Annotated in this window: 17 protein-coding genes; 12 read left to right on the forward strand and 5 right to left on the reverse strand. The window is 68.9% G+C overall.

Features of this window, described 5'->3' with window-relative positions:
- Positions 1–19 precede the first annotated feature (19 nt).
- The 9 genes from ACYVGQ_RS09105 (at position 20) to lnt (ending at position 9,790) form a co-directional block, all read left to right on the forward strand.
- Positions 20–706, forward strand: a complete 687-nt coding sequence (locus ACYVGQ_RS09105) for an HAD family hydrolase (protein WP_460784308.1) — start codon at positions 20–22, stop codon at positions 704–706.
- Positions 703–1,722: a tRNA (adenine-N1)-methyltransferase gene (locus ACYVGQ_RS09110; RefSeq protein WP_460784309.1), complete on the forward strand. Its 1,020-nt coding sequence runs from the start codon at positions 703–705 to the stop codon at positions 1,720–1,722. The genes ACYVGQ_RS09105 and ACYVGQ_RS09110 overlap by 4 nt, the downstream gene beginning before the upstream one ends.
- Before the next feature lie 10 nt (positions 1,723–1,732).
- Positions 1,733–2,674 (forward strand): FKBP-type peptidyl-prolyl cis-trans isomerase, encoded by a 942-nt coding sequence (locus ACYVGQ_RS09115; protein ID WP_460784310.1) that lies wholly within the window; start codon positions 1,733–1,735, stop codon positions 2,672–2,674.
- Positions 2,674–3,663: a helix-turn-helix transcriptional regulator gene (locus ACYVGQ_RS09120; RefSeq protein WP_460784311.1), complete on the forward strand. Its 990-nt coding sequence runs from the start codon at positions 2,674–2,676 to the stop codon at positions 3,661–3,663. Before ACYVGQ_RS09115 ends, ACYVGQ_RS09120 begins: the two co-directional genes overlap by 1 nt.
- A complete protein-coding gene (locus ACYVGQ_RS09125) occupies positions 3,660–4,655 on the forward strand; it encodes a helix-turn-helix transcriptional regulator (protein WP_460784312.1) in 996 nt (331 codons plus the stop codon). The genes ACYVGQ_RS09120 and ACYVGQ_RS09125 overlap by 4 nt, the downstream gene beginning before the upstream one ends.
- Before the next feature lie 29 nt (positions 4,656–4,684).
- Positions 4,685–4,939, forward strand: a complete 255-nt coding sequence (gene tatA / locus ACYVGQ_RS09130; protein WP_460784836.1) for a twin-arginine translocase TatA/TatE family subunit — start codon at positions 4,685–4,687, stop codon at positions 4,937–4,939.
- Positions 4,940–5,001: 62 nt separating this feature from the next.
- Positions 5,002–5,763, forward strand: coding sequence for a twin-arginine translocase subunit TatC (gene tatC, locus ACYVGQ_RS09135; RefSeq protein ID WP_460784313.1), 762 nt, complete (start codon positions 5,002–5,004; stop codon positions 5,761–5,763).
- The gene (locus ACYVGQ_RS09140) at positions 5,760–8,234 is read left to right on the forward strand and encodes a DEAD/DEAH box helicase (RefSeq protein ID WP_460784314.1); all 2,475 of its coding nucleotides are present in this window, start codon (positions 5,760–5,762) and stop codon (positions 8,232–8,234) included. The genes tatC and ACYVGQ_RS09140 overlap by 4 nt, the downstream gene beginning before the upstream one ends.
- A gap of 23 nt (positions 8,235–8,257) precedes the next feature.
- A complete protein-coding gene (lnt, locus tag ACYVGQ_RS09145) occupies positions 8,258–9,790 on the forward strand; it encodes an apolipoprotein N-acyltransferase (RefSeq protein WP_460784315.1) in 1,533 nt (510 codons plus the stop codon).
- Here lnt and ACYVGQ_RS09150 read toward each other — a convergent pair.
- The 4 genes from ACYVGQ_RS09150 to ACYVGQ_RS09165 all read right to left on the reverse strand — a co-directional run bounded on the left by ACYVGQ_RS09150 (position 9,787) and on the right by ACYVGQ_RS09165 (position 12,458).
- Positions 9,787–10,170 carry an RNA polymerase-binding protein RbpA gene (locus tag ACYVGQ_RS09150; protein ID WP_460784316.1) on the reverse strand — a complete coding sequence of 128 codons (384 nt, stop codon included), beginning with the start codon at positions 10,168–10,170 and terminating at the stop codon, positions 9,787–9,789. The genes lnt and ACYVGQ_RS09150 overlap by 4 nt on opposite strands.
- Before the next feature lie 114 nt (positions 10,171–10,284).
- Positions 10,285–11,058 (reverse strand): glycerophosphodiester phosphodiesterase family protein, encoded by a 774-nt coding sequence (locus tag ACYVGQ_RS09155; protein WP_460784317.1) that lies wholly within the window; start codon positions 11,056–11,058, stop codon positions 10,285–10,287.
- Positions 11,055–11,975: an SPFH domain-containing protein gene (locus ACYVGQ_RS09160; RefSeq protein ID WP_460784318.1), complete on the reverse strand. Its 921-nt coding sequence runs from the start codon at positions 11,973–11,975 to the stop codon at positions 11,055–11,057. Before ACYVGQ_RS09160 ends, ACYVGQ_RS09155 begins: the two co-directional genes overlap by 4 nt.
- Before the next feature lie 9 nt (positions 11,976–11,984).
- Positions 11,985–12,458: an NfeD family protein gene (locus ACYVGQ_RS09165; RefSeq protein ID WP_460784319.1), complete on the reverse strand. Its 474-nt coding sequence runs from the start codon at positions 12,456–12,458 to the stop codon at positions 11,985–11,987.
- Between the two features lie 116 nt (positions 12,459–12,574).
- Between ACYVGQ_RS09165 and ACYVGQ_RS09170 the strand changes: the two genes are divergently transcribed.
- On the forward strand, positions 12,575–13,339 hold the full coding sequence (locus ACYVGQ_RS09170) for an SDR family oxidoreductase (protein WP_460784320.1): 765 nt from the start codon (positions 12,575–12,577) through the stop codon (positions 13,337–13,339).
- A gap of 13 nt (positions 13,340–13,352) precedes the next feature.
- On the opposite strand, the gene ACYVGQ_RS09175 is transcribed toward ACYVGQ_RS09170, so the two are convergent.
- Positions 13,353–13,952 (reverse strand): HdeD family acid-resistance protein, encoded by a 600-nt coding sequence (locus tag ACYVGQ_RS09175; RefSeq protein WP_460784321.1) that lies wholly within the window; start codon positions 13,950–13,952, stop codon positions 13,353–13,355.
- Between the two features lie 111 nt (positions 13,953–14,063).
- On the opposite strand from ACYVGQ_RS09175, the gene ACYVGQ_RS09180 reads away from it, so the two are divergent.
- Positions 14,064–14,522: a helix-turn-helix transcriptional regulator gene (locus ACYVGQ_RS09180; RefSeq protein WP_460784837.1), complete on the forward strand. Its 459-nt coding sequence runs from the start codon at positions 14,064–14,066 to the stop codon at positions 14,520–14,522.
- Positions 14,523–14,531: 9 nt separating this feature from the next.
- Positions 14,532–14,942: a VOC family protein gene (locus ACYVGQ_RS09185; RefSeq protein ID WP_460784322.1), complete on the forward strand. Its 411-nt coding sequence runs from the start codon at positions 14,532–14,534 to the stop codon at positions 14,940–14,942.
- Positions 14,943–14,952 lie beyond the last annotated feature (10 nt).

Consider the following 14,952-nt stretch of genomic DNA (forward strand, 5'->3'; position numbering starts at 1 on the left):
GACGGATAGAATCGGTCCGGTGAATGAGACGCCGAGCGCAGTCCTGTGGGACATGGATGGAACCCTGGTCGACACCGAGCCGTTCTGGATGGCGGCCGAGACGGGCATGGTCGAGTCCTTCGGCGGCACCTGGACGCATGCGGACGCCCTGCAGCTCGTCGGCAACGGCCTGCACGACAGTGCTCTGATCCTGCAGCGAGCCGGTGTACGGATGGATGCCGATGCGATCATCCAACGCCTGACCGACGACGTCAGGACCGCTCTGGCCAGGGACGGCGTGCCATTCCGCCCCGGGGCGCGGGAGCTGCTGCACGACCTGCGCGCCTCCGGCATCCGCACGGCTCTCGTCACGATGTCCCTGCGGCGCATGGCCGAGGGAATCGTCGAGCTGATGGACTTCGACGGCTTCGACCTCATCGTGGCCGGTGACGACGTCCAGAACCCGAAGCCGCATCCCGAGCCGTATCTCACCGCCGCCCGCCTGCTCGGCATCGACATCGCGGACGCGCTGGTCATCGAGGACTCGCCGACCGGTCTCCGTGCGGGCATCGCATCGGGCGCCGTCGTTCTGGGCGTTCCGCACATCGTGCCGCTGGACGGCGTCGGCGCCCACGAGCTGTGGCCCACCCTGAACGGCCGCTCTGCGCAGGACATCGTCGCGCTGCACCGGGCGCACCGCATCAGCCTGACGGAGGCCCCCGCATGACCGAAGTCGCCGATACCCGGCCATCCGGACCCTTTCGCGAGGGCGACCGCGTGCAGCTGACCGGCCCCAAGAACCGGATGCACACCATCACCCTTCGGGAGGACGGCGAGCTGCACACCCACCACGGAGTGCTCCGCCACCGCGATCTCATCGGCCAGCCGGACGGATCGGTCGTCGCCAACAGCTCGGGCCACGACTACCTCGCCCTGCGCCCGCTGCTGCGCGACTTCGCCATGTCGATGCCGCGAGGCGCAGCCATCGTGTATCCGAAGGACGCCGCCCAGATCGTCATGCAGGCGGACATCTTCCCCGGAGCGGTGGTGGTCGAGGCGGGCGTCGGATCCGGCGCCCTCTCGCTCGCCCTCCTGCGCGCGATCGGTCCCACCGGAACCCTCGTCTCCTTCGAGCGCCGCGACGACTTCGCCGATGTCGCCAGGGCGAACGTCGAGACGTTCTTCGGCGGCAGCCCCGACACCTGGCGGGTCGTGGTCGGCGATCTCGTCGAAGCGCTGCCGGGGGAGCTGCCGATCGGCGGCGTCGACCGGGTCGTGCTCGACATGCTCGCCCCGTGGGAGTGCATCGACGTCGTCGCAGACGCGCTCACCCCCGGGGGCGTGGTGCTCTGCTATGTCGCGACGGCCACCCAGCTGTCCCGCGTCGCCGAGTACATCCGCGGCACGGGGCTGTTCACGGAGCCGGATGCGTCGGAGACGATGGTGCGTGGCTGGCACGTCGAAGGCCTCGCCGTGCGTCCTGACCACCGGATGGTCGCGCACACCGGGTTCCTCATCACGGCCCGGCGGCTTGCGCCGGGCGCCGTCCCTCCCGAGGTGAAGCGCCGTGCCTCGAAGAGCAGCTACGGCGATGAGGACGTCGAGCTGTGGACTCCCGGCGCGGTCGGGGATCGAGAGATCACAGACAAGAACCTGCGCAAACGTGTCCGAGAGGCTGAGAAGGCTGCCAGCGGCGCGCGGAGGGCGGCGGCTTCGCGCACGACAGACCAGGCGACCGAATAGACTGGAGAGCGTGCGTAAAACGTCCGCTGCCCTCGTCAGCCTCACCCTCGCCGCCCTCGCTCTGACGGGCTGCTCCGTCAGCGCCCCCGACTCGTTCGACGGGCAGGCCTGCGACCGTCCGGCGTCCACGAGCGGGATCGACGACTCAGTGACGGTGGAAGGCGATTTCGGCGTCGCCCCCGACGTCGAGATCGCGGGGCCGGTGAACGTCACGGAGACGTCGTACACGGACATCCTGGAAGGCGCCGGAACCCCTCTGACCACGCCGCAGCAGCTCACGGTGGTCGACATCGCGCTCTACAACGGCGAGACGGGCGCCCAGATCACTCAGACAGAGTTCGACGGCAGCCTCATCCGCATGTCGAACATCGACTCCTGGGCCCAGCAGGTGCCCGGCATCGGCATTGTCATCCAATGCGCGGCCCCTGGAACCCGCGTGCTCGCGGCGATCTCGCCCGAGGACTTCGGCGAGGCGGCGCTGACCGGCTTCAACCTGGGAGACGACACGACCGTCATCGCCGTGATCGACGTGCTCGACACGAAGCTCGCGCGCGCCGAGGGCTCGCTCGTCTTCAACGACGCCCGGAGCCTGCCCACCGTGGTGCGCGCGCCCGATGGGCGTCCCGGAATCATCGTGCCCAGGACGGATGCCCCTGCCGAGCAGGTCACGCAGGTCCTCATCAAGGGCGACGGTCCCGAGGTGACGGACCAGGACGCCGCGGTCTGGACGAACTACACGTCGGTCGGCTGGGACACCCGCGAGGAGATCGCGACGACCTGGGGGACCAACCCCGTCTCCTCCCTCGCCGATGTCTCTCCTGCCCTCGCCGAGACGCTCGTCGGCCAGACCGTCGGCTCGCAGTTGCTCGTCGTCGAGCCGGGAGCCGACGGCGCCCCGGCCACGGTCTACGTCGTCGACATCCTCGGAACCACCGCAGCACCGGAGCAGTGATGGCGGTCCAGATCCCCGCGGAGGAGCGTCTGACGAATCTCGTCGTGGCGCTCATGGCCACGGAGATCGGGCTCACCAAGCAGCAGATCCTTGACAACGTCTCCGGATACCGCCAGCGGGCGGATGCGGGTGTCCGAGCCGATGCTCTGGAGAAGATGTTCGAGCGCGACAAGGACGAGCTGCGTGCGCTCGGCGTCCCGATCGAGACGATCGGCGACCCGACGGACCCTCAGGATCTCCGTGAAGCGCGCTATCGCATCCCGCAGGCCGAGTACGACCTTCCCGCCGACATCGCGTTCACCCCGGCCGAGCTCGCCGTGCTGCGGCTCGCCGGCAGTGTGTGGAGCGCAGAGTCCGCGTCGTCGGATGCGCTCTCCGGCGTCCGCAAGATCCGTGCGCTCGGCATCGACGGCGATGAGCCGATCATCGGCTTCGCACCGCGGATCACGACGCGCGACCCCGCCTTCGGCCCCCTGCAGGAGGCGATCGAGAAGAGCCGTGTCGTCCAGTTCGACTATCTGAAGCCGGGAGAGGACGCTCCCGGGCGGCGCAGCATCCGGCCGCTCGCGCTCGTGGACTACGAGGCGCGCTGGCACGTCTTCGGCATCGACACGGACGTCGAGGACGACCGCATGTTCCTGCTCAGCCGGATCGTCGGCAAGGTCAGGGTCACGAACACGCGCTTCGACGCCGGGCTCAGAGAAGGAGCGGGCGATCGGGCTCTCGCCGGCCTCGAGCAGGTCGCGGCCGAGAACCGGGCCCTCCTGGAGGTCACTCCCGGCACCGAGGCCGCGCTGCGGCTCGGGAGGCGCGCCGTTCCCGCGACCCAGGGCATCCATGTGCACTACGTCGATCTGCACATCTTCGCGGACGAGCTCGCCTCGTACGGACCGGAGGTGCGCGTCGTGGAGCCGGCGGAGCTGCGCGATGCCGTGATCCAGCGGCTCACTGCGATTGTCGCCGTGCATGAGGGCGAGGCCTCCGCATGAGCGAGAAGCCGAGGCCGCTGCTGGCCGCCGACCGCGTGCGGCTGTACCTCACGCTCGTCCCCTACCTGCTCGAGCACGGCCAGGTGTCGCTCGACGAGGCGGCGGCCGAGTTCGCCGTCACTCCCGAGGAAATGCGCTCGATGGTGGAGAAGCTCACCGTCATCGGGCTTCCCGGGGATTCGGGGTACTGGCAGCAGCCCCACGAGATGTTCGACATCGACTGGGATCTGCTCGACGAGCAGGACGTCATCGAGATCACGAACGACGTCGCCCTTCGCCGCGTGCCCCGCTTCACCGCCCGCGAGGCCGCGGCGCTGCTCGCAGGCCTCCAGCTCGTCGCCGCGGTTCCGCAGGTCGCGGACTCGGGCCTCGTGGCCGGGCTCATCGCCAAGCTCGCACGCGGCGCCGCCGACGCGCCGGCCGATCTCGTCATCGCGACGGGCGCGGTCGATGAGGTGCGCGAGGTCGTCTCCACTGCGGTGAACAGCGGCGTCGCGGTGTCGTTCACCTACCAGGCCCCGGATGCCGCGGCCACGACGCGCACGGTCGATCCGGTGCAGATCCTCATCACGAACGGCCAGTGGTATCTGCAGGGCTGGTGCCATCTTCGCGAGGCGATGCGCACCTTCCATCTCGACAGGGTGAGCGAGGTCCGGCTGACCGACATCCTCAGCACGCACCAGGGCGACAGCGTCCCCGACGCGTTCGGCGCGCCCTCCGGGGCGGAGGCGGCGGAAGGCGAGGTCGTCGTGCGGGTGCCGGCGCGGCTGCTGCCGCTGCTGAGCGGGTTCGTGCCCGGGGCGGAGCGGGACGGAGATCTGGCGACGGCGACCCTGCGCCTGGCCGATCCGCGGGGCATCAAGCGTCTCGCCGGGCGCTTCGGCGGCAGGATGGAGGTGACGAGTCCGGAGATCGCGCGCGGCTCCGCGCGCGAATGGGCGGCGGCGGGACTCGCGCTGTACCATCAGCCGGCTGATGGCATCGCCGGGTAGACTCTAGGGAACCCCGAACCGAGGAGATCATCATGGCCGGATTGCAAGGCTGGCACCTGCTCATCGTCCTCGCTGTCATCCTGCTCCTTTTCGGCGCAGCGAAGCTGCCTGCGCTCGCGAAGAGCATGGGGCAGTCCGCACGCGTCTTCAAAGGTGAGATGAACGCGATGAAGGAGGAGGATGCCGCGCGCAAGGGCGATGGCACGGCCGATGCGACCGAGGCCCCGGCAGCGTCTGCGGCGAGCGACTCGACCGTCGCGCCCAGGTCTGATCGCTCCTCCTGACCGACGTGTCGGAAGGGGCAGCGTCTCCGCCGAGCGGAGACCGTCCTCGGCGTGACCGCAGGATGTCGCTGGCGGCTCACCTCGTGGAGCTGCGCAGGCGGCTCATCATCTCCGCGATCGCGCTCGTCGTGGCGATGGTCGTGGCGTTCTTCGTCACGGATCCGATCATCCACTTCATCACGGAGCCGATCCGCACGATCGCGGATGAACGCGGCGAGGAGATCGTGGCGTTGTCCTTCACCTCGGTCACCAGTCCGTTCGATCTGCGCATCCGGATCGCGTTCTCGATCGGGCTTTTCCTGTCCGCGCCGGTGTGGTTGTGGCAGGTCTGGGCTTTCCTCATGCCCGGCCTCACTCGCAAGGAGATCCGGTACACGCTCGGCTTCGTGGGGGCGGCGATCCCCCTCTTCTTCGCGGGCTGCTACGTGGGGACGATCCTCGTCCCGCACGTCATCGAGATCATGGCCGGATTCACGCCGGAGGGCGGCACGAACCTCTATGAGGCATCGAAGTTCTACGACTTCGTCTTCAAGCTGATGATCGTGGTCGGGGTGGCCTTCGTCCTCCCGGTCTTCCTCGTCGCCCTCAACGTCGCGGGGATCATGTCGGGCCGGGCGATCCTCAAGGGCTGGCGGGTCGCCATCCTCATCGCCACGGTCTTCGCCGCGCTCGCGACGCCGGCGGCCGATGTCGTCAGCATGCTCATCCTCGGCGGCATCCTCATCGTGCTCTACTTCGCCGCTGCTCTGCTCTCGCTCCTCTTCGACCGCCGCAGGCGCAAGCGCGATGCGGCCGGGGGGCTTCTTCCGGATGCGTCGGCATGAGCTCCCCGTCCGAGCGCTACGCCGCCGCCAGCGCCGCGGCGGAGTCTCCCGAGACCGCGGTCTTCGCCGCCCGTCAGAGGTTCGATCTCGATCCGTTCCAGCTGGCCGGATGCCGAGCCCTCGAACGCGGCCAGAGCGTGCTGGTCGCCGCCCCCACCGGTGCGGGGAAGACGATCGTCGGCGAGTTCGCCATCCACCTGGCGATGCAGACGCCCGATGACAAAGCGTTCTACACCACGCCGATGAAAGCGCTGTCGAACCAGAAGTTCCGCGAGCTCGTGGAGGTCTACGGGGCCGATGAGGTCGGACTGCTCACCGGCGACACGAACATCAACGGCAACGCGCGCATCGTGGTGATGACGACCGAGGTGCTGCGCAACATGCTCTATGCGGAGTCTCCGGCGCTGCGAGACCTCCGCTATGTCGTCATGGACGAGGTCCACTATCTCGCCGACCGCTTCCGCGGGCCCGTGTGGGAGGAGGTGATCCTGCACCTGCCGTCGCGCGTGCGGCTCGTCTCGCTGAGTGCCACGGTCTCCAACGCCGAGGAGTTCGGCGACTGGCTGGACACGGTACGCGGCGACACCGAGGTGATCGTCTCCGAGATCCGTCCCGTCCCGCTCGAGCAGCACGTGCTCGTCCGCGACGATCTGCTGCCGCTGTTCGACGATCGTGCGGGCGTCGCGACCGCGCAGGTGAATCAGGAGCTGCTCCGCATCCGCTCATTCACCGGCTCCCGCTACGACGGCAATCGTCACGCGCAGGCGTACCGCAGTGACCGTCATGCGGGACGTCAGGCACAGCGACCTCAGCGCGGAGGGCGGCGGCCGGTCAGAGCATCCAACGCCCGGCGGATCGAGAGGATGGATCGACCGGAGGTCGTCCGCCTGCTGGAGCAGTCGAACCTCCTGCCGGCGATCTTCTTCATCTTCAGCCGCGTCGGATGCGATGCGGCCGTGCAGCAGGTGAGCCGTTCCGGCATCCGCCTGACCACGGCCGAGGAACGCTCCGAGATCCGTGCCATCGTCGCCGATCGCACGAGGTCTCTGCAGGACGAGGATCTGGGAGTCCTGGGCTTCTGGGAGTGGCGCGAGAACCTGGAGCGCGGCGTCGCGGCACACCATGCCGGCCTCCTGCCCGCCTTCAAGGAGATCGTCGAGGAGCTCTTCCGCCTCAAGCTCGTCAAGGTCGTCTTCGCCACCGAGACCCTCGCGCTCGGCATCAACATGCCGGCTCGCACCGTCGTGCTGGAGAAGATGGAGAAGTTCAACGGCGAAGCGCGTGTGGCGATCACCTCGGGGGAGTACACCCAGCTCACCGGACGTGCCGGACGTCGGGGGATCGATGTCGAGGGACACGCCGTCGTGCAGTGGACGGAGGGCATGGACCCGCAGGCGGTGGCCGCTCTCGCCTCGCGACGCACCTATCCGCTCAACTCCAGCTTCCGGCCGACCTACAACATGGCCGTCAACCTCATCGACCGGTTCGGACGCACACGGGCCAGGGAGATCCTGGAGAGCTCCTTCGCGCAGTTCCAGGCCGATCGCGCCGTCGTCGGGCTGGCGCGTGAAGTGCGCGAGGCGGAGGCCTCGCTCGCCGGCTATCTGACCTCCATGGAATGCGAGCACGGCGACTTCGCCGACTACGCGGCCATCCGCCGCGAGCTCAGCGACCTGGAGAAGAAGAACCGCCAGGATTCGGGAGCCCCGCGTGCCGCGCGTGAGAAGAGGAACAAGCAGATCGAGAGTCTCCGACGGCGGATGCAGCGGCACGGGTGCCACAACTGTCCCGACCGTGAGAAGCATGCGCGCTGGGGCGAGCGCTACTACAAGCTCAAGCGGGAGACCGATCGCAAGCGTCGGCAGATCGAGACCCGCACGGGCACCGTCGCCCGCATCTTCGACCGTGTCGTGGAGGTTCTCGCCGCGCTCGACTACGTCGCCGGTGCGGGGGAGGAGGCCGAGCTGACGGATGCGGGCCGCACGATGCGCCGCATCTACGGCGAACGCGATCTCCTGGTCGCCGAGAGCCTGCGTCAGGGGCTCTGGAAGGGGCTCGACGCACCGTCGCTGGCCGCGATGGCGTGCTGCCTGGTCTACGAGCCGAGGAGGGATGAGGCGAACGCGGGGGAGCGCGGTCTGCCCCGCGGCGCCTTCCGCGCGGCCTATGAGAAGACCACCGCCCTGTGGGCGCAGCTCGACGATCTCGAACAGGATCACCATCTTCCGGGCTCGGAGCCGCTGGCGCCGGGACTCGCGCCCGCGATGCACTCCTGGGCGCGCGGCGGGATGCTCGACAGAGTGCTGATCGATGCCGACATGGCAGCCGGGGACTTCGTGCGCTGGGCGAAGCAGACGATCGACCTGCTCGACCAGCTCTCGATCGTCGCAGAGGACGCCGCGCTCGCCCGAACGGCCAGGCAGGCGCTGGACGGCGTGCGCCGCGGCATCGTCGCCTACGCGGCGGTCTGAGCGGCGGAGCGAGGAGGAGACCGATGCCGGATGCCCGTCGACCGCAGCGCCCCCGCGCTCCGATGCCGCTGTGGCTCGCCGTCGTCGCCGGGGCGGGAGCCGGCCTGCTGATGGATCTCTCCTACCCGGACGTGGGGATCTGGGGCCTCGCCTTTCCGGCGACGGCGCTGCTCCTGCTCGCGCTGAGGGGGCGCAGGGCCGGGGGTGCGCTGCTCGTGGGGCTCGTCTACGGCCTCGTGTTCTATCTCCTGCTCGTCTCGTGGACCGCCCGCTACCTCGGGCCGATCCCGTGGGCGGCTCTCGCCGGCGTCGAAGCGGGGCTGACCGCCGTGACCGCGATCCCGATCGCGCTCGCGTACCGGTGGATGCCGCGCGCCTTCGGCAGGACGACGGGGCGGCTCGTCGCGCTTCCCGCGCTCGTCGCCGCCCTGTGGGTCGGCCGTGAGGTCTTCCTCGGCTCCTGGCCGTACAGCGGGTTCCCCTGGGCCCGGCTGGGGATGAGCCAGGCGGAGAGCCCGCTCGCGACGCTGAGCTCCTGGGCGGGCGTCAGCGGGCTGAGCTTCCTCATGGTGTTCGTCGTCGCGATGGTCATCGAGGCCGTGCGGCTGCGCTCGTGGCGGCGTCCGGCGCGGCTGATCGTCCCCGCTGCGCTCATCGTCCTGCTGCTCGTGACGCCGCAGTTCCCGACCTCCGGCGCGGGGAGCATGCGCATCGCCGCGGTGCAGGGCAACGGGCCGACGGGCTATTTCGACGCCCGAGAGCCGTACGCGGTCATCCAGGCGCAGACCGAGGCCACGGAACAGCTCTACGGCGAGGACGTCGACCTGCTCGTCTGGCCGGAGGGCGGGGTCGACGGCGATCCCTTCCAGAACGACGCGCTGGCGCGGCGGATGACGCTGGTGGCCACGCGCATCGGTGCCCCACTGCTCGCGAACGCCGCCACGGGCCGCGGCGACGAGTACTTCAACACCTCGATGCTCTGGCTGCCGGATGGAACCGCAGAGCAGACGCACGACAAGCGGCATCCTGTGCCCTTCGGCGAGTACGTGCCCGATCGTGCGTTCTACAACGCGATCGTGCCCGATCTCATCGGGCTGCTCCAGCGCGAGTACACCCCGGGGACGAACCCTCCGCTGGTCGAGGTCGACGGCACGCTCGTGGGGCTCGCCATCTGCTTCGACGTCATCTACGACGACCTGATCACCGAGGGCGTGCAGGGCGGCGCGCAGGTGCTCGTCTTCCAGACGAACAACGCCGACTTCCGCGGTACGGACGAGAACCTCCAGCAGCTCGCCTTCGCGCGGATGCGCGCGATCGAGACCGGCCGCTCCGTGGTCAACGTGTCGACGGTGGGCACCAGCCAGATCATCCGCCCCGACGGGTCGACCGTCGTGTCCCTCGACGCCGACGAGGCCGGAGCCATGCTCGAGGATGTCGAGCTGCGCTCCGGCCTCACGGCTGGGGTCGTTCTGGGGCCCTGGGTGCAGCAGCTGCTGCTCTGGGGAGGGCTGGGCGCCCTCGTCGTCTCGTGGTGGCGCGCACGCAGGCGCTCTTAGGCGCCGATCTTCTCGCGCGTGGGGTCTTCGCCGGCGCCACGACGGGCGCGGATGAAGGCGAGGCGCTCCTCGAGGAGCTCTTCGAGCTCGGCGCGGGTGCGGCGCTCCATCAGCATGTCCCAGTGAGTGCGGGCCGCCTTCTCATCCGTCTCCTCGCGGGCGACGGGCTTGCCGTCGACCTGCAGGACGGCGTCCGCGCCGCAGCTGCGGCATTCCCAGGTCTGGGGCGGCTCGGCGTCGGCTGCGAACATCAGGGTGGTGACGTGTCCGCACTCGTCACAGGTATAGGTGGTCTCACGGCGTTCCATGAAGACGACGCCCTCTTCGCTCTGTAGGCTCTGGGCGCCGAGTCGGATGCCGCGCAAGCTGCGATCTGCCATTTTGTGGTCCTCTCGTCGCTCTCAGGTATAACGCTCGGACCTGTGCGCTTCATCCACACGATCGATTCCCCGGCGAGATTCACAGTGGAATCCCAGCAGGATCGCGTTATGCGCTCAGAGCGTCGTGAGGGCGAGGTCGGCGCGGTCCGTGACGATGCCGTCCGCACCCGCCTCGACGAGAGCGATCATGACCTCGGGATCGTTGACGGTCCACACGTGGATCTCGACGCCCAGCCGATGCGCGGCGCGCACGAGCGACGGGACGAAGACCTTCAGACCGCCGGAGCGCACAGGGATCTGCAGGGCGTCCACGTCACGGAGGACGCGGGCGGGGGAGAGGTGCGATGCGGCGAGAGCGCGCACGCGGGCGATCACGCCTCGACCGCCGGAGGTCGCGGGGCGGATGCTCGCACCCGCGGCGAGCGTCGCGGAGACGGCACGGCGCCGTCTGGCATCCGAAAAGCTCGTCAGCAGGACGCGATGCGCATACGAGGCGACGATCCCGCCGAGGGGCTCGGCCGCGGCATCCGTCTTCACGTCGATGTTGAAGCGAGACTCGGGGAAGGCCTCCAGAGCCTCCGCGACGGTGAGGAGGCCGCCGTGGGGAGCCAGGAGGCCGGCGAGCTCACGGGTGCGCACCTCGGCTACGGGGCGCGGATCGCCGAGAAGCCGCTGGAGGGTCTCGTCGTGGAACAAAACGATGTCGCCGTCTGCCGTCACCCGGCAGTCCGACTCGATGTACTCGGCTCCGGCTGCATGCGCCGCGGCGAAGGCCGCGGCCGTGTTCTCCCAGACCGTGCTCGCCGAGGAGTCCCCACTCGCCGCGGTGAGGCCGCGGTGGGCGAGGACTCTCGGGTGCCGTGCGCCGGTGAAGTACGGGTGCGTCACGCGCCAGGAGCGCCGTCAGGCCCCGACTTGGGCGTGAACGCGCTGCCGATCCCCTTGAGCGCCTCGGTGAGCTCGCTGGGGATGATCCACAGCTTGTTCGACTGGCCTTCGCTGATCTTCGGCAGCATCTGCAGGTACTGGTAGGCGAGCAGCTTGTCGTCCGGGGCGCCCTGATGGATGGCGGTGAAGACGTTCTGGATCGCCTCCGCCTCACCCTGGGCTCGGAGCACTGCAGCCTGCTTGTCACCCTCCGCGCGAAGGATCTCCGCCTGACGGGAGCCCTCTGCCTCGAGGATCGCCGACTGCTTGGTGCCCTCGGCGGTCAGGATCGCGGCGCGACGGTCTCGCTCGGCGCGCATCTGCTTCTCCATCGAGTCCTGGATGGAGACGGGCGGGTCGATGGCCTTGAGCTCGACGCGTCCTACGCGGATGCCCCACTTGCCGGTCGCCTCGTCGAGGACGACGCGCAGCTGACCGTTGATGTTGTCGCGGCTGGTGAGCGCCTCTTCCAGGTTCAGCCCGCCGACGACGTTGCGGAGGGTGGTGGTGGTGAGCTGTTCGACCGCGCCGAGATAGTTGGCGATCTCATACGTCGCGGCCCTGGCGTCCGTCACCTGGAAGTAGACGACCGTGTCGATCGACACGACGAGGTTGTCCTCGGTGATCACCGGCTGAGGCGGGAAGGAGACGACCTGCTCGCGCATGTCGATGAGCGGCCGGAGCCGGTCGATGAACGGCACGAGGATGTTCAGTCCGGGGGTGAGGGTCTTGTGATACCGGCCCAGCCGCTCCACCACGCCGGCCGTGGCCTGCGGGATGATCCGGATGGACCGTGCGATGGTCACCACCACGAAGATGAGGACCGCGATGACGAGGATCCATCCGATCGCGGCGGGGATGAACGAGGAGTCGTTCACGAAGTTCTCCTAATCGTTGGAGGGGCGGACGATGGCGGTGGCGCCGTTGATCTCGACGATCGCGACCGGAGCGCCCTGCGGGATGGGGGAGGCTCCGGAGACCCGGGCCGTCCAGGTGTCGCCATTGGACGCCTTGATCTGACCCGACACCTGCGTGATGTCCTGCAGCGCGATGCCGCGGAGGCCGATCAGCGCGTCCACGTTCGACTTCGCCGGATCCTCGCCGCGATGGAGCCTCCTGAGCAGGGGAGGGCGCAGAAGGAAGATGAGCACGGCCGCGGCCGCGGCCGCGACGAGCACCTGGACCCACAGCGGAACGCCGACGAGATCGACGACGAGGCCGACGGCGCTGCCGAGTGCGAGCATCAGGAAGGTGAAGTCGAGCGTGAGCATCTCGATGACGAGGAAGACGGCGATCAGAACGAGCCAGCCGATCCAGGCCCACTGGTCGATCAGTTCGATGAACAGGGAGAAATCGTCCATGCACCCCTCCTTTGCCGTCAACCTATCACGGTGTCGCGGCACGAAAGCGGGCTCGGACGGATTGATAGTCTGGTTCGGTCGCGCGATCGCGGCGCCCCGCATCACAAGGAGTCACCGTGACCGACGTTCTGCCCGCAGGTTCCCTCGAAGGCAAGGTCGCGCTCGTGACCGGTTCCTCCCGCGGCATCGGCGCCGACACGGTCCGCTACTTCGCCGAGGCCGGCGCCGACGTCGTGATCAACTTCCGGAACAAGGCGCCGCGGGCCGAGAAGCTCGCAGCGCAGCTGCGGGAGCTCGGCCGCCGGGCGCTCGTCGTGGGCGCCGATCTCACCGATGAAGAATCCGTCGCCGGCATGATCGAGCAGGTGCGCGCCGAGTACGGACGACTGGATGTCCTGGTGCTGAACGCATCCGGCGGCATGGAGTCCGGCATGGCGGAGGACTACGCGCTGCTGCTCAACCGCGACGCGCAGCTGAACGTGCTCGACGCGGCGCTGCCGCTGCTGGGAGAGGGCTCGCGCGTCGTCTTCGTCACCAGCCATCAGGCGCACTTCATCCGCACGACCCCGACCATGCCGGAGTACGAGCCGGTCGCGCTGTCGAAGCGCGCGGGAGAGGACGCGCTGCGCGCTCGGATCCCGGAGCTCGCGAAGAAGGGGATCGGCTTCACGATCGTCTCCGGCGACATGATCGAGGGCACGATCACGGCGACGCTGCTGGAGCGCGCGAACCCCGGCGCCATCTCCGCGCGTCGTGAGGGTGCCGGAAAGCTCTACAACGTGGCGGAGTTCGCGGCCGAGGTCGCGCAGGCGGCGATCGATCCGATCCCGGAGGACAACACCCGGCTGGTCGGCGACATCTCGTCGTTCAGCGCGGAGTGAGCCGGGGCACGGCTCACTCCGCGCCGAGCCCCTCCTTCGCCTCCACGACGATCGACTTCGCTCCCCGGCCGATCGTGACGGCGCGGATGATCTGTGCGACGCCCAGCACGACGAGCGAGACGCCGAGGAAGATCCAGAGCACGAGACCGGCGGCGAGCACGTTGAAGATCACGTAGACGCCGGCGATCACGCTGAGCAGCGCGTAGAGCAGTGTCCAGACCCGCGATCCGTCCTGGCCGAGGAGAGTGAGCGCGACGATGCCGTCGACGATCCAGCTGACGCCGATGAAGACCACGACCACGATCGCGAGGGTCGCGGCGGCCGCGGCGAGATTCGCGAATGCGATGACGCCGGCGACGATGTAGAGCAGGCCGAGCACGACGTGGCCGACGCGGGCCCATCCGCCGCCCTTCCCGGAGAAGATGCCGAGCCCGATGTACACGATGCCGGCGATGATGAGGTACGACGCCAGGATGGCGGTGACGATCACTGCGGACTTGGCCGGCCATACGAGCACGACGATTCCCGCGATGAGCGCGAGGACGCCGGAGATCGCCAGGGTGATGCGGAGAGAGCGGAAGATCGACTTCGCTTCGTCGAGCGCGTCCGACATGGGGGATACCGCCTTTCTGGGAGGAACCTGTGAAGGTCGCGTTCAGCGTAGCGCGGGCCCCGGCTGCGCGACAGGGGTTCTGTCCGTCGTCCGTCATCCTCGTTCATGCGGATGTCCCCCCTGCGTGCGAGGATCGTCTGCGTGACCGAGGATGCTCGTCTGCGCGACCTGACGATGATGCGTCGCGTGCGCGACCGGATCGACCGCGAGTACGCCTCGCCGCTCGACCTCGAGGCGCTCGCGCGCGGCGTCCACGTCTCCTCCGGGCACCTGAGCAGACTCTTCAGGCAGACCTACGGGGAGTCGCCGTACGCGTACCTCATGACGAGGAGGATCGAACGCGCGATGGCGCTGCTGAGGCGCGGCGACCTGTCCGTGACAGAGGTGTGCTTCGAGGTCGGATGCTCGTCCCTCGGATCGTTCAGCACACGGTTCACCGAGCTCGTCGGCGTCCCGCCGAGCCATTACGCCGAGCACGCGGCCGACGTGTCCGGCATCCCGAACTTCCATGTCAAGCACGTCGCCAGACCGATCAGGAATCAAGAAGCGCGCCCCGTCCGCGGATCCTAGGGTGAAGCCATGAAGATCACCATTCACTACGCCTTCCTCCCGCACACCGACGCCGAGGCGGCGCTCGGCTTCTACCGCGATGCCCTGGGCTTCGAAGTCCGCAACGACGTCGGCTACGAGGGGATGCGCTGGCTCACCGTCGGGCCTGTCGGCCAGCCGGAGACCTCCGTCGTGCTGCATCCGCCGGCCACCGACCCCGGCATCACCGATGAGGAGCGGCGGACGATCCTCGAGCTCATCGCCAAGGGCAGCTACGGTGCGCTCACGCTGGCCGTCGACGACCTGGACGCCCTGTTCGACCGCCTCGCGGCATCAGGAGCCGATGTCGTCCAGGAGCCGATGGACCAGCCCTACGGCGTGCGAGACTGTGCTTTCCGCGATCCCGCGGGAAACCTCCTCCGCATCAACCAGGCCGCCTGACCACGAAAGG

It is taken from the genome of Microbacterium tumbae, from assembly GCF_054780175.1.

Coding starts and splice junctions, on each gene's coding strand:
- ACYVGQ_RS09165 (WP_460784319.1), bottom strand. CDS start 12,458: ATGGACGATTTCTCCCTGTTCATCGAACTGATCGACCAGTGGGCCTGG.
- ACYVGQ_RS09110 (WP_460784309.1), top strand. CDS start 703: ATGACCGAAGTCGCCGATACCCGGCCATCCGGACCCTTTCGCGAGGGC.
- ACYVGQ_RS09140 (WP_460784314.1), top strand. CDS start 5,760: ATGAGCTCCCCGTCCGAGCGCTACGCCGCCGCCAGCGCCGCGGCGGAG.
- ACYVGQ_RS09185 (WP_460784322.1), top strand. CDS start 14,532: ATGAAGATCACCATTCACTACGCCTTCCTCCCGCACACCGACGCCGAG.
- tatC (WP_460784313.1), top strand. CDS start 5,002: ATGTCGCTGGCGGCTCACCTCGTGGAGCTGCGCAGGCGGCTCATCATC.
- ACYVGQ_RS09180 (WP_460784837.1), top strand. CDS start 14,064: ATGTCCCCCCTGCGTGCGAGGATCGTCTGCGTGACCGAGGATGCTCGT.
- ACYVGQ_RS09150 (WP_460784316.1), bottom strand. CDS start 10,170: ATGGCAGATCGCAGCTTGCGCGGCATCCGACTCGGCGCCCAGAGCCTA.
- ACYVGQ_RS09120 (WP_460784311.1), top strand. CDS start 2,674: ATGGCGGTCCAGATCCCCGCGGAGGAGCGTCTGACGAATCTCGTCGTG.
- ACYVGQ_RS09175 (WP_460784321.1), bottom strand. CDS start 13,952: ATGTCGGACGCGCTCGACGAAGCGAAGTCGATCTTCCGCTCTCTCCGC.
- ACYVGQ_RS09125 (WP_460784312.1), top strand. CDS start 3,660: ATGAGCGAGAAGCCGAGGCCGCTGCTGGCCGCCGACCGCGTGCGGCTG.
- lnt (WP_460784315.1), top strand. CDS start 8,258: ATGCCGGATGCCCGTCGACCGCAGCGCCCCCGCGCTCCGATGCCGCTG.